Raw genomic sequence first — 12297 nt, forward strand, 5'->3', positions numbered from 1 at the left:
GGTCGTGACCGCAACATCTTTTGTTAACTGTAATCGATTCCCTTGGAGCGCAAAGCCCAAAGCACCATCTTGGGGTGACGATACCGGTGCCGCACGCGGCACGGCTCAGGAGAGCATACATGGCCATTAAGGCAGCAGCCAACCAGACCAAACCAGACGCCGATACCAAGACCGAAGCCAGTACCGAAGGACCCGACGGTCCTCTTCTCGACCTTTCCGATGCCGCGGTCAAGAAGCTCATCAAGACCGCCAAGAAGCGCGGTTATGTGACCTATGAAGAGATCAATTCCGTGTTGCCTTCGGAAGAAGTCAGCTCGGAGCAGATCGAGGATATCATGTCGATGTTCTCGGACATGGGCATCAATGTGATCGACGAGGACGAGGTCGAAGAGGCCGAGGCCGATACCAGTAGCGACGATGAAGGCGGCGAAATCGCGACGACGACCGGCACCGCGGTCGCGAATACGTCGAACGCCAAATCCGGCTCGGACCGGACCGACGACCCAGTGCGCATGTATCTGCGCGAGATGGGTTCGGTCGAACTTCTGAGCCGCGAGGGCGAAATCGCCATCGCCAAGCGCATCGAAGCGGGTCGCGAGACCATGATCGCCGGGCTTTGCGAAAGCCCTCTGACGTTCCAGGCCATCATCATCTGGCGCGACCAGCTCGCCGAGGGCGAAATTCTCCTGCGCGACATCATCGATCTCGAAGCGACCTATGCCGGTCCCGACGCCAAGATGGCCGAACCGGCGGGGGATTCGGACGAGGATGAGGATGAAGCCGAGGAGCGCCCGACGCCTGCCTCCGGCCGTGCTGAACCCGTAGCCAAGACCGGCGAAGAGGGCGCCGAAGGCGAAGGCGGTTCTGGCGAAGAAGATGACGACGAGGACGAATACGAGAACAATCTTTCGCTTTCGGCCATGGAAGCGGAGCTCAAGCCTCAGGTTGTAGAGACCTTCGACCGCATCGCCGAGACCTATGGCAAGATGCGCAAGCTGCAGGATCAGCACGTCGAAGAGCAGCTTGCGGCCAAGTCGCTCGATTCGAAAGAAGTCAAGCAGCTCGAGGGCTGGCGCAATGAGGTGATCGCGGACGTCAAGTCGTTGGCGCTCAACAATTCGCGTATCGAAAGCCTTGTCGAGCAGCTTTACGACATCAACAAGCGCCTCGTCCGCAACGAAGGCCGTTTGCTGCGGCTTGCCGAGAGTTACAAGGTCAGGCGCGACGAGTTCCTCAACGCCTATTACGGTTCGGAGCTCGATCCGGACTGGACCGACAAGGTCATCCAGCGGCCTGAAAAGGGCTGGTCGGATTTCGTCGCCAAGGAACGCGCGACGATCGATGACCTGCGCAGCGAAATTCAGACGCTGGCCACCGAGACCGGCCTCGATATCGCGGAATTCCGCCGCATCGTGCACAAGGTGCAGAAGGGCGAAAGGGAAGCCGCCATCGCCAAGAAGGAGATGGTGGAAGCGAACCTGCGGCTCGTGATCTCGATTGCGAAAAAGTATACGAATCGCGGGCTGCAGTTCCTGGATCTCATCCAGGAGGGTAATATCGGGCTGATGAAGGCGGTCGACAAGTTCGAATACCGCCGGGGCTACAAATTCTCGACCTACGCCACGTGGTGGATCCGGCAGGCGATCACGCGCTCGATCGCCGATCAGGCGCGCACGATCCGTATTCCGGTGCACATGATCGAGACGATCAACAAGATCGTCCGCACCTCGCGCCAGATGCTGCATGAGATCGGCCGCGAGCCGACACCCGAAGAGCTCAGCGAAAAGCTGCAGATGCCGCTCGACAAGGTGCGTAAGGTCCTCAAGATCGCCAAGGAGCCGATTTCGCTCGAAACGCCGATTGGCGACGAGGAAGATTCGAACCTTGGGGATTTCATCCCGGATTCGAACGCGGTGCAGCCGATCGATGCGGCGATCCAGTCGAACCTGCGCGAGACGACGACCCGCGTGCTCGCCTCGCTCACCCCGCGCGAAGAACGCGTGCTGCGCATGCGCTTCGGTATTGGGATGAACACCGATCATACGCTCGAAGAGGTGGGGCAACAGTTCTCGGTGACCCGCGAACGTATCCGTCAGATCGAGGCCAAGGCGCTGCGGAAGCTCAAGCACCCGAGCCGCAGCCGGAAGCTGCGGAGCTTCCTGGATAATTAGTAGACCGTGATTTCACATGGAAGCCGGCCTGAAAGGGCCGGCTTTTCTTTGCGCGGTTCGGGGAATGGTTTCCAACGGGGCAAAAAAATCGCCGCCCCTATCGGATCGCGGCCAAAGTCTTTATCGTTATGTCAAAATTCCTCTCCAAGCCGAGGGGGGCTTGGCGTGAACAAAATTCAAAAAGGAGGCGCGCGATGTCGTTTCTCAAATCGTTATTCGGGGGTGGGGAAAAGAAGCCCGCGATGCCGAAGGTCGACGCGCATGAAGAGTACGAAGGGTATACCATCAAGGCCGTGCTGATGCAGGCCGGTGGCGAGTACCAGATTGCCGGGACCATCGAAAAAGAGATCGATGGCGAACTCAAGATCTACAAGTTCATCCGTGCCGACAAGTTCACGTCCAAGGAAGACGCAATCGTCGCAACGCTCGGTAAGGGCCGTCAGCTCATCAAGGAGCAGGGAACGAGCCTATTCCGCTAGGGGCGGTGCATCCACGAGCGGAGATTCGGTCGACTGCACGTCACCCGGTTCCGACACCATGTCCGGCCGACCGTGACGGTCCGTTCCAACGGTGAGCGCATACCAGCCCAGAAGGACGATGATGAGTCCTGTGAGAATGCGCATAACCCATTTGCCGATGTCGCTCCGCTCGGCGGAGGCCCGATTGGGATCGAGGAAGGTCATTCTCGCAAATCCTGATTCCGGCGATGCCCTGGTAATCGACAAGGACGGGGTCAGGTTCCTTCGAAACGTTGAGATCAGGACACCTTCGTTTCCGCGTCGGCTGCGGCATGGATTTCCGCAACCAGTGCCGCGGGCAGGTGGAGCCGGCTGGCCAGCGTTTCGAGGTAGGCGCGTTCAGTGGCCGTGTCGGCGGTGATCGCAACCAGAGAAGCCGCATAGATTTCGGCGGCGTGTTCGGGCGTATCAGCGCTTCTCACGACGGCATTGAGGTCGAGCGGGGCGGCCAGTTCATCGAAGACGAAGGCTTTTTCCTCTGCGGAAAGGTCCATGGTCTCCAGGCGTTGGAAAATGCGTTCCTTTTCGTCCGCGTCGATCCGGTTGTCGGCTTTCGCGGCGGCGATCATGGCGCGGACCAGGGATTTGCCGAGGGCTTCACGTTCATTTTCGGCCTGCGGGATGAAGCGTTCATCGGCAGGCGGGATGTCGCCGTCCGGAGCCTTGTTCTGCTGGCTTTTCTGCCACGCATTATAGGCCAACCCGCCAACTGCGGCGAGGGCGCCATATTTGGCGAGCTTGCCAACGCCGCCTCCGCCCAGAAGCAAGCCGGCGGCAAGGCCGACAGCGCCGGCCCCGGCCGTACGCTGCATGTTGGGATCCGTCTTGAGTGCCGTCACGATCTTGTCGAAGTCGAACATTGTTGTCTTGGGCTCCGGAGGATTGGCAGTCGTCATTCGCAGATAGGAAATGCGGGGACGGGCCGCAACGCACCTTTCGAAGATTTAGGGCGGCTCGTAAAATCGATGCCGCGCGTATCGGAGTCGCTTATGGACAAGATCGATTTCAAAAAGAGTTTGAAAGCCCTCTATGGCCCGACAAAGGCCAGGGGCATCCATCTGGTAGACGTACCGCCGATGCGGTTCCTGATGGTCGATGGAACGGGCGATCCCAATACAGCAAAGCGCTATACCGAGGCGGTAGAGACATTGTACGCGGTCGCCTATGCGCTCAAATTCGCCAGCAAGAAGCAACTCGAAAAGGACTATGCCGTACCGCCACTCGAGGGGCTGTGGTGGAGCAAGGATATGGCGGCCTTCACCGCACGAGAGAAGGACAAGTGGTCGTGGACCATGATGCTGATGGTGCCCGACTGGGTCGGGCCACGGATGATCGACGATGCCATCACGCGGACCCGGAAGAAAAAGGCGCCGCCGGCGCTCGACAGGCTCAGAGTTGAAGTTTTCGAGGAGGGGCAGGCGATCCAGGTGCTTCATGTCGGAAGCTATGACGATGAAGGGCCGCTGATCGCGAAAATGCATGAGGAGGCGACGGGTGCACACGGACTATCGCTTACGGGAAAGCATCACGAAATCTATCTCTCCGATCCGCGCAGGGTGGCGCCGGAAAAGCTCAAGACGATCATCCGCCAGCCGGTGAAATGAAAAGGGCGGGCTAGCCCGCCCTTCTCAGGTGGTCAGCCCGCCGGGGCACCTGCTACTGGCGTGATCAGCGGGGTGATCCGGCGGATCGTCACGCGGCGGTTGACGCGTTCGGCAAACGGAGTCACCACCTTGAGGTAGCGCTCGCCATAGCCTTGGGTTGCAAGGTTTTCGGCGGGAATACCGTAGACGCGGGTCAGTGCGTAGGCGACGGATTCGGCGCGGCGGTCCGACAGTTCGAGATTGTAGAGATCGCTGCCCACGGCGTCGGTGTGTCCTTCGATGAGGAAGGTCTCCGCCGGGTTCTGCGCCAAAAGGTCGAGCATGGCGTTGGCGACCTCCGAGAGCGCCTGGAGCTGGTCGGGCGGGATCGCGGCGCTGTTGGTCTCGAAGGTCAGGTCGCCGACCTCGAGCCGCCGCACCATGTCGCGGATGCGGGCGGACCGCTTGACCTCATCGAGCGTATAGTAACGTTGAATCTGCTCGACAGGTGGTTGGTAGAGGAACGTTTCGATGCGCTCGGCATTTGCCGCGCTCGCATCGAGCACGTATTCCTGCGGTGGGATGGTGAGCCGGAGCGGTGGCAGTTGGCTGCCCGGGTCGATCCAGCGGCCCTGTTCGTCATAGCGGTTGTAACGCTCATCGACATAGACCAGCAGGATTTCGGTGCCATCGGGCTCGATACGCGAGCGGCGGACGATCTCGCCATACCGGTCGCGGATGGTGACGATCCGGCTGCCGTCGGCGCGCAGGATAACCTCACGGGTGCGGCCGCCGGGCAGATCTTCGATGTAATAATCCTCATCATTCTCGTAGTAGAGCCGGTCGGTGTCCGGCGTATCTATATAGAGGTGGTTGTTGAACTCGAAGACGAGCGAGAGCCCAAGCTGTTCGATGACGTTTAGGTTCTGGGGGCGCTCGCTTTCGACGCGCCCGACGACGACCGCCTCATCTCCGTTGTCCTCTTCGACTACGACAGGCGCCTCGCGGCGTGTGCCTTCCTCGGTTGTGATCGGCTCGATATCGACGGCTTCGAGGGTCGACTGTGCTTCGGCGTCCGATTGTGGCGGGGGCGCCGGTTCTTCGGCTTCTTCTTGCTGTTCGGCCTCTTCTGCCTCGGGAGTAGGCTCGTCCGTTCCGGTCAGCGCGTCCTTGGCGCTATCAAGGAGCGGTGCAACTGCATCCGATTCGACACCTTCGGGCAGGATTTCGCCGAGCGTGTCTTCATCGAGAGGCGCGGCTTGGGGTTCTTCGGCTGTCTCGGCTTCCACTTCACCGTCCGCGTCGACAGTGCCAGCTGCCTCTATCTCGTCGGGGGAAATGATGTCGGCGCGAATCCCGAAGGTTGCGAGGCAGACTTCAAGGTCTTCCATTCCGATCGCGGCACAGACGGATTTGAGTTCGGCGTGTGCGGCCAACAGGTTTTCGCGCGCACCGGCAACGTCGCCTCCGCTTTCGACAGCGGAGCGGAATTCGGCTGCCGCTGCGTCATAGTTGCCGGCGGCGGTGGACAGGCCCTCGGGCACCTCACTCTGTGCAGGTGTTTCCGCTTCGGCTTCGGGCTCTTCCATCGCGTCGGGCTGTACTTCTTCCTCAACTGGTGCTTCGAGGACTTCGGGGCGCTCTTGGGGGACAGGTGCCTGTTCCTCGGGCGCTTCCTCGATAGTCTCTTCTACTGGAGCTTCGCCTTGAGGTTCGACGGGCTCCTCAGGCAGAACTTCGGGCTCAGTCTCGGGGAGGGGGGCAACGTTCTGCTGTTCGCGTTGCAGGCTTTCGAGACAGGCCTGAACCTCGTCGGGAGCAACGTCCTGACATGGCTCGGGCAACAGGAATTGTTCGACCGGGCCGGTTTCGGGCGCAACCTCCGTCCCCGCTTCGGGTTCTGGTTCTGGCTCGGGCTCGGGCTCGGGTTGAGGTGCCGGGGTAATCTCTTGTTCGGTTGGCGCTTCCTCCACTATCTCTGGAGTCTCAGTCGTCTCACCGTCCTCAGGGGTAGGCTCGGCTTCCTCTGGAGCGGTTTCTTCCTGTTCACCGTCAGGCATTGTCAGTCCAAGCTCGGCAAGACAGGCTTCGAGTTCTTCGAGTTCGAGACCCTGACATTGCTCGGGGAGCACCAATTGCGTGTTCTCAAGCGGCATACCACTCTGGGACTCTCCCGATTGGGCGTGCGCAAACGTTGCCGGCGCGGCAATGACGGTTGCCGCTGTGCCGGCCAACAGCAAGTTCCGGATGTTCATCTTAATATCTCCTTAGCCCCCCGGCCTTCGGATCGTGCCGGGTTTCCGTGCACCCGGTCTTAGCGGTGAGCGCATGAGCGCAAAATGAACGCGCGGTTCAGGTTCGAGCCGCGCGTCATCGTGACGGTATTTTACTGCGCGGGAACCGCCTCTTCTGTCGCCGGGGCTGTCGAGCTTTCGGCAGGTGCGGTTTCGGCAGGCGCAGGTTCCGCCGGCGCGGTTTGGGCCGGTGCGGTATCAGCAGGTGCCGCGTCAGTCATGGGTGCAGGTTCGGTTATAGGCGCCGTACCCGTTGCCGGGTTTGTAGTTCCCTCGACGGGCGCCGGATTCCCGCCGCTCAATGCGATGAACCCGATGATGAGTACTGCAAGGGCAAGAATGCCCGCGATCCACCATCCCGCGGCGCTACCGCCGGCAGAATAGATGCGTTGCTCATCATGGCGGCGATCATGCAGATCGCGATCGATATCAGCCATTCATGGTCTCCTCGTGGTTAGCCGAGGCCTTTCGTGTGGTTTCGAAGGGTAGTGATTGCTTCGACTTTCGGGGGCCGACCGGGTAACCGGCCGGGCCGACCGCTTGCGTCTGGCCACGTCTGACCTCAAAACGTTGGCTGTGGCTTTGGGTTCCCGTCGGGGAAGTGCAATAATCTCTGCTAGCCCGGACTTCTCACGCTGGCAGGGCATAGCCAGCGTGAGAAGTCCGAGTTAGAATGAAGGATATGCAGCAGACACAGCATCGGATCAGCATCGAAACGCGGGGGCAGGGATTTTATGAGTTCACGCGCGAAGCAGCGCGTATCGTCGCCGATAGCGCCATCGCTACAGGGTTGCTGACGATATTCGTGCGGCATACCTCGGCATCACTTCTCATCCAGGAAAACGCCGATCCGGACGTGCAAACCGATCTCAGCGGCTTTTTCAAGCGCCTCGTGCCCGAAGGTATGGACTGGCTGGTTCACACAACCGAAGGGCCGGACGATATGCCCGCGCATATCAAGGCGGCGTTGACCCAGACCTCGATTGGTGTGCCGGTGAGCGACGGACGCATGGTTCTGGGCACCTGGCAAGGGCTCTACCTTTTCGAGCATCGTCGCGCGCCCCACAGCCGGTCGATCGTGCTGCATGTCCTGGGGGAGGATTGAACATGGGGCTTGCGCGTGTTGCTGCCATGGGGCTGGCTGTCGCGACGCTTGCAGGATGCCAGCCGCGCGACGGTCAGGATATCGAGATTGCCGCCGCAGTGCGGAGCGACGATGGCGCGGCCGTCCAGCGCTATCTCGATGCGGGGGGTGATCCCGATGCCGTGACTCGTGACGGGCAACCACTCGTCTATCTTGCCACAGGGCCACGTGGCGGGATGGACGTGCTGAGTGTCCTGATCGCCGGAGGTGCCGCTCTCGACAAGCCGGCGAAGAACGGTCGAACGGCGCTAATGAATGCAGCGGGATGGTGCGATGCGTCCATGGTGGCCGTACTGATCGCCGCGGGCGCCGATCCCCGCCATGTGACGCCGGGCGGCGAAACCGTGCGCGATGCGGTGTGTGCGGGACCTTTGGACCGGCGCGCCGAGGTCCTCAACATCATCGATGCGGCGCTATAGTGTGGGGTTGACAGTTCGGGGGGTGCACCTCACAAACGGAACACATTTCCGTCCTCTCCTGCTTGGGGTCTGTTAGGGCCTGTCATCAATTGTAGACGGGATTTTCCACGAAAGTTGCTCGGACTATCGCCCGTCAAACTCCTGTCTATAAGTGTTAACAGACCCAGAGCTTCCATATTGTCCGAAACGATCGCGCTTTATCTTCCCTTTGCCGTGGGGCTTGCCCTGACCGGGGCCGCATCCGGTATCATGGCGGGGCTGTTGGGGATCGGCGGCGGGATCATCATGGTCCCGGCCATGGTGCTCGCCTATCAGCTCCTCGGCTACAACCCAGAGATCATAATGCATGTGGCGGTCGGCACCTCGCTCGCCGTGATCGTGCCCACAGGGTTGCGCAGTGCGCTGGCCCATCATCGGCGCGGCGCGGTAGAGACCGCGGTGCTGCGGCTATGGGGCCCATGGATCGTCGCTGCATCGCTGATCGGCGGGCTGATGGCAGGGCTCTATTCTGCCGCTACGCTCAAGATTATTTTCGGTGTGATGGCGTTGTTCATTGCACTCAACATGGCGTTGCCGGTGCAGCGGCGGCTCATGGAAAAGCTCGCAGGTGTACCCTTGGTCAACCGGATCGCGGCGGCGGTGATCGGTTATATCTCCGCTCTTATGGGAGTCGGAGGCGGATCTTTGAGCGTGCCGACGCTGGTGGCGTTCGGCACGCCGGTGCACAAGGCGGTGGGCACGAGCTCGGCGCTCGGGGTCATGTTGGCGGTTCCCGCGGTCATCGGCTTTATCATTTCGGGCTGGACGGCAAGCGGAACCCCGCCACTGAGCCTCGGGTTCATCAATATCCCGTCCCTCGTGCTCATCGGTGGGCTCGCGACGCTGACGGCGCCTTTGGGGGTCGCGATCGCGCACAGGCTCAACGGGCAGGCGCTCCGCATCGTGTTCGCGGCGTTCCTTATTATCGTCGGGGGACGGATGCTGATTCAGGCAATCTGGGGCTGAGAGCCTGACCCGTCAGACTTTTGAGTCAGGCTCTGAGAGCGTCGGCCGCTTTTGACCTATTCGCCGTCTTTGATTTCCCAGGTGATCGTGGCGGTGACCTCATAGCTCATCTCGCCAGCCTCGACGGGGACGGCGCTGTCAAAGGCCATCTCGGCACGGGCCATGAGCGGCCGGGGCGGCGTGCCTTGGGTTTGCTCGGTAATCGAAACGATGCCGCCGAGGGAAACGCCAGCGGCATCGGCGTAAATACTGGCCTTTTTCATCGCGTCCTCGACGGCGCGGCGGCGGGCTTCGGCCATGATATCCGCAGTATCGGACACCGAAAACGCGATACCGTTGATGGTGTTGGCGCCGACGGTGACGGCCTGGTCGAGCACAGAGCCCAGCGAATCGAGATCGCGCACGGTTATGGTGACCGCGTTGGAAACCCGATAGCCGGCGATCTCGGGCGGTGGGGTGAAGCCGTTTTCATCTCGACGGTCGGAATAGACGTATTGCGGGGATACCGAGAAGTCCGAGGTCTGGATATCGCGGGGCGCGAGGCCGGCATTTTCGAGAACGTCAATCAACTCGTCCATCGCAGCCGTATTCGCGTCGAGCGCGGCGCGGGCGGTATCGGCCTGGGTGGTGACGCCCGTGGTGATGGTGGCCATGTCGGGGGAAGCCAAAACGGTTCCCGTGCCCGACAGAACCATCTGCGGGTCGGCGGCAAGGACGGGCACGGCGGAAGCCAGGGCCAAGCCGGTGGCGGCGAACAGGCTCAAAATGCGCATTGGAGCATCTCCTCGATCGGTATTCAAAGTTGTTTTCTCCATGGCCATTGCGACGGTTTTACGGCGACCTCAAAGGAGCCCGGCTGTGTGCATCGCGACCAAAAAGCCAATGGACCTCGACGCATAAAGCGGTTAGGAAGTCCCCGCGTGGGCCTGTAGCTCAACTGGTTAGAGCCGACCGCTCATAACGGTCTGGTTGGGGGTTCGAGTCCCTCCGGGCCCACCACTCTTCAGGCAGTTGTCAGAGGCATGAAGGCCTGGCTTTCAAACCACTACCCCGGCGTTCAAATTGCCGCATTGGCAAGGGTCGGGTTTGGGATATGCTGAGCAGCCGGAAGTGGAGCGCAGGTCTTTATCCGCGGTGATGATAGCACGGCAAATCGGAGCGGACGTCGTCAAGGCGCTGGCAGTGCTGGCGGTCTTTTTTCTGTCGTTCGGCTATGGACAAGCTCAGGCGCCGGTATTTGCGGATGATTCCGTTTCCGCCCAATCCGTCTATTCGACGGTGAGCTATTGCGGGCAAGGACCGGGCGAGCATGGACCGGCCTGCGGCCCGTGCCATGCCTGCCGTGTCACCATCGCCGATCTGCCGCCGCCTCCGTCGATTGCCGAACCCGCCTATCTCGGGTTTTCCCGGATCGTTTATATCGTCGAGGACGTCGAGCCTGCGCATAATTTCGGGCACAGGCCCGCCAATCCACGCGCGCCGCCAGCACTGGTCTGAGAGCCCAACCGAACGCCTGATGGCGTTTATCCAAAGACCAATTCCTTTTGCTGGAGACAAATCATGATCCGCACTCATCTGTGCGCGGCCGCTGCTGCCGCAACCCTGGGGCTATCCGCCCCCGCTTTCGCACACGCCAGTTTTGAAGTTCAGGAGGCTGTGCTGGGGCAATCGTTCAAGGCCGTTCTGCGCGTGCCTCATGGCTGCGACGGAGAGGCCACCCATACTGTCCGCATCGCAATCCCTGAGGGGATGTTCAGTGTCAAGCCGATGCCCAAGGCGGGGTGGACGCTTCAGACGGTAACGGGAGCTTACGAAAATACTTACATCAATCATGGGGCGGAAGTCACCGAGGGCGTTAAGGAAATCGTCTGGTCGGGTGGCGAACTGCCCGACGATTGGTACGACGAGTTCGTCTTCCGGGGGACCTTCGCAGACACGCTCGCGCCCGGCGCGTTCCATGTTCCCGTGGTACAGGAATGCGCCAACGGCGTTGCCGCGTGGACGAGCAGGCCCGGCGCCGAGACCGAGGACGGGCCAGCGCCAAGTGTGACTCTCGTCGTTAGCGACGCGACCGGTGGACACGAACATGGGGCAATGGCGATGGGGGACACCGCCAGCGCCGTGAACGCGGGCGATTTAACGATTTCAGGCGCCTTTACCCGCGCGATGCTGCCCAACGCTCCGGTGGGCGGCGGTTATTTCACGGTCACCAATTCAGGGGACAGCGCGGACCGGCTGATCGGTGCCTCTTCGCCGGTGGCCGGGGACGTGCAAATCCATGAGATGATGATGTCCGGCGATGTGATGGAAATGCGCAAGCTTGACAACGGTGTCGAAATTCCCGCCGGTGGCGAGGTCAGTTTCGCTCCGGGAAGGTTGCACTTGATGTTCATGCAGCTTAGCGAGCCGTTTAAAGAGGGCACGCAGGTGCCAGTGACGCTGACGTTTGAACGTGCCGGCGACGTTTCGGTTCTGCTCGACGTCGGCGGGATTGGAGCAACGACAGCCCCACATGCCGGTCACGGCCAGGACGGGGAATGATGGCTGGTTCTGCGTTGTCCGCCATCCGCTGGATGCTTTGGGGCATCTTGGGCGTACTCCTGGTTGCCCTGGCGGCGGTCTATGTCCCGGGTGGTGCTACACCGGGACCCAGCGCCGAGCGCTACGGCGCGGGCGACTATGAGCTCGTCACCGACGAGGGGGAAACGGTCAACGATACGATTTTCGTCGGCCAGCCTTCAGCGGTCTTTTTCGGGTTCACCCACTGCCCGGACGTGTGCCCCACGACGGTTGCCGAGATGGCGCACTGGTTTGAGCAGCTTGGGCCCGACGCTGGCGGCCTGCGGGCGTTCTTCATCACCGTTGATCCCGAGCGCGACACGCCCGAGATGTTGAACGATTATGTGGGATGGGCGTCGAACCGGATCACCGGCCTTACCGGAACGCCCGAAAACGTCGATAAGGTCATCGATGCGTGGGGTGCCCATGCGGAACGGGTGCCGCTCGAGGGTGGCGGGTATACGATGAACCACACTGCCTCGGTTCTCTTGCTCAACGCGCGTGGCGAATTCGAGGGAACGATCGCCTACGGCGAAAACAGCGAAACGGCCATCGGCAAGCTCCGCCAGCTCGTCGGCGCGTCCTGAGAGAAGGACGGCCGGGG

14 protein-coding genes and 1 tRNA gene are annotated in these 12297 nt (G+C 61.2%); 10 read left to right on the top strand and 5 right to left on the bottom strand.

The genetic code is table 11. The features are described from left to right. Window positions 1-119: 119 nt before the first annotated feature. Together rpoD and LG281_RS17245 are read left to right on the top strand one after the other, a co-directional pair. Window positions 120-2171 (top strand): RNA polymerase sigma factor RpoD, encoded by a 2052-nt coding sequence (gene rpoD / locus LG281_RS17240; protein ID WP_404402913.1) that lies wholly within the window; start codon window positions 120-122, stop codon window positions 2169-2171. A 194-nt stretch (window positions 2172-2365) separates the two neighbouring features. Beyond that, complete coding sequence (locus LG281_RS17245; protein WP_404402915.1) at window positions 2366-2650, top strand: HlyU family transcriptional regulator; 285 nt, start codon at window positions 2366-2368, stop codon at window positions 2648-2650. On the opposite strand, the gene LG281_RS17250 is transcribed toward LG281_RS17245, so the two are convergent. Next, on the bottom strand, window positions 2639-2854 hold the full coding sequence (locus tag LG281_RS17250; RefSeq protein ID WP_404402917.1) for a hypothetical protein: 216 nt from the start codon (window positions 2852-2854) through the stop codon (window positions 2639-2641). The two genes, LG281_RS17245 and LG281_RS17250, sit on opposite strands and share 12 nt — an antisense overlap. A 74-nt stretch (window positions 2855-2928) precedes the next feature. Then, a complete protein-coding gene (locus tag LG281_RS17255; protein WP_404402919.1) occupies window positions 2929-3549 on the bottom strand; it encodes a tellurite resistance TerB family protein in 621 nt (206 codons plus the stop codon). A 129-nt stretch (window positions 3550-3678) separates the two neighbouring features. On the opposite strand from LG281_RS17255, the gene LG281_RS17260 reads away from it, so the two are divergent. Further along, window positions 3679-4293 carry a GyrI-like domain-containing protein gene (locus tag LG281_RS17260; RefSeq protein ID WP_404402921.1) on the top strand — a complete coding sequence of 205 codons (615 nt, stop codon included), beginning with the start codon at window positions 3679-3681 and terminating at the stop codon, window positions 4291-4293. 32 nt (window positions 4294-4325) lie between these two features. On the opposite strand, the gene LG281_RS17265 is transcribed toward LG281_RS17260, so the two are convergent. Next, window positions 4326-6527, bottom strand: coding sequence for an OmpA family protein (locus LG281_RS17265; protein WP_404402923.1), 2202 nt, complete (start codon window positions 6525-6527; stop codon window positions 4326-4328). A 131-nt stretch (window positions 6528-6658) separates the two neighbouring features. Continuing rightward, window positions 6659-7003, bottom strand: coding sequence for a hypothetical protein (locus LG281_RS17270; RefSeq protein ID WP_404402925.1), 345 nt, complete (start codon window positions 7001-7003; stop codon window positions 6659-6661). Window positions 7004-7248: 245 nt separating this feature from the next. Between LG281_RS17270 and LG281_RS17275 the strand changes: the two genes are divergently transcribed. From LG281_RS17275 to LG281_RS17285, 3 genes are all read left to right on the top strand, one after another. Next, the gene (locus LG281_RS17275; protein WP_404402927.1) at window positions 7249-7671 is read left to right on the top strand and encodes a secondary thiamine-phosphate synthase enzyme YjbQ; all 423 of its coding nucleotides are present in this window, start codon (window positions 7249-7251) and stop codon (window positions 7669-7671) included. A 2-nt stretch (window positions 7672-7673) separates the two neighbouring features. After that, window positions 7674-8129 (top strand): ankyrin repeat domain-containing protein, encoded by a 456-nt coding sequence (locus LG281_RS17280; RefSeq protein ID WP_404402929.1) that lies wholly within the window; start codon window positions 7674-7676, stop codon window positions 8127-8129. Between the two features lie 177 nt (window positions 8130-8306). Continuing rightward, complete coding sequence (locus LG281_RS17285) at window positions 8307-9134, top strand: sulfite exporter TauE/SafE family protein (RefSeq protein WP_404402931.1); 828 nt, start codon at window positions 8307-8309, stop codon at window positions 9132-9134. A 56-nt stretch (window positions 9135-9190) separates the two neighbouring features. Here the strand turns inward: LG281_RS17285 and LG281_RS17290 are convergent, their stop codons facing one another. Next, window positions 9191-9907, bottom strand: a complete 717-nt coding sequence (locus LG281_RS17290; RefSeq protein WP_404402933.1) for an SIMPL domain-containing protein — start codon at window positions 9905-9907, stop codon at window positions 9191-9193. A 149-nt stretch (window positions 9908-10056) separates the two neighbouring features. Between LG281_RS17290 and LG281_RS17295 the strand changes: the two genes are divergently transcribed. The 4 genes from LG281_RS17295 (at window position 10057) to LG281_RS17310 (ending at window position 12280) form a co-directional block, all read left to right on the top strand. Continuing rightward, window positions 10057-10133, top strand: a tRNA-Ile gene (locus LG281_RS17295). Between the two features lie 138 nt (window positions 10134-10271). Then, window positions 10272-10631: a hypothetical protein gene (locus LG281_RS17300; protein ID WP_404402935.1), complete on the top strand. Its 360-nt coding sequence runs from the start codon at window positions 10272-10274 to the stop codon at window positions 10629-10631. A gap of 63 nt (window positions 10632-10694) precedes the next feature. Then, the gene (locus LG281_RS17305) at window positions 10695-11675 is read left to right on the top strand and encodes a copper chaperone PCu(A)C (protein ID WP_404402937.1); all 981 of its coding nucleotides are present in this window, start codon (window positions 10695-10697) and stop codon (window positions 11673-11675) included. Continuing rightward, entirely contained in the window at window positions 11672-12280 is a 609-nt protein-coding gene (locus LG281_RS17310; protein WP_404402939.1) for an SCO family protein, read from the top strand. Before LG281_RS17305 ends, LG281_RS17310 begins: the two co-directional genes overlap by 4 nt. Window positions 12281-12297: the final 17 nt, after the last annotated feature.

The organism is Pelagibacterium halotolerans, assembly GCF_044811015.1.
Lineage (GTDB): Bacteria > Pseudomonadota > Alphaproteobacteria > Rhizobiales > Devosiaceae > Pelagibacterium > Pelagibacterium halotolerans_A.

Coding starts and splice junctions, on each gene's coding strand:
- LG281_RS17290 (WP_404402933.1), bottom strand. CDS start 9,907: ATGCGCATTTTGAGCCTGTTCGCCGCCACCGGCTTGGCCCTGGCTTCC.
- LG281_RS17270 (WP_404402925.1), bottom strand. CDS start 7,003: ATGGCTGATATCGATCGCGATCTGCATGATCGCCGCCATGATGAGCAA.
- LG281_RS17300 (WP_404402935.1), top strand. CDS start 10,272: ATGATAGCACGGCAAATCGGAGCGGACGTCGTCAAGGCGCTGGCAGTG.
- LG281_RS17265 (WP_404402923.1), bottom strand. CDS start 6,527: ATGAACATCCGGAACTTGCTGTTGGCCGGCACAGCGGCAACCGTCATT.
- LG281_RS17305 (WP_404402937.1), top strand. CDS start 10,695: ATGATCCGCACTCATCTGTGCGCGGCCGCTGCTGCCGCAACCCTGGGG.
- LG281_RS17250 (WP_404402917.1), bottom strand. CDS start 2,854: ATGACCTTCCTCGATCCCAATCGGGCCTCCGCCGAGCGGAGCGACATC.
- rpoD (WP_404402913.1), top strand. CDS start 120: ATGGCCATTAAGGCAGCAGCCAACCAGACCAAACCAGACGCCGATACC.
- LG281_RS17255 (WP_404402919.1), bottom strand. CDS start 3,549: ATGTTCGACTTCGACAAGATCGTGACGGCACTCAAGACGGATCCCAAC.
- LG281_RS17310 (WP_404402939.1), top strand. CDS start 11,672: ATGATGGCTGGTTCTGCGTTGTCCGCCATCCGCTGGATGCTTTGGGGC.
- LG281_RS17245 (WP_404402915.1), top strand. CDS start 2,366: ATGTCGTTTCTCAAATCGTTATTCGGGGGTGGGGAAAAGAAGCCCGCG.
- LG281_RS17260 (WP_404402921.1), top strand. CDS start 3,679: ATGGACAAGATCGATTTCAAAAAGAGTTTGAAAGCCCTCTATGGCCCG.
- LG281_RS17275 (WP_404402927.1), top strand. CDS start 7,249: ATGCAGCAGACACAGCATCGGATCAGCATCGAAACGCGGGGGCAGGGA.
- LG281_RS17280 (WP_404402929.1), top strand. CDS start 7,674: ATGGGGCTTGCGCGTGTTGCTGCCATGGGGCTGGCTGTCGCGACGCTT.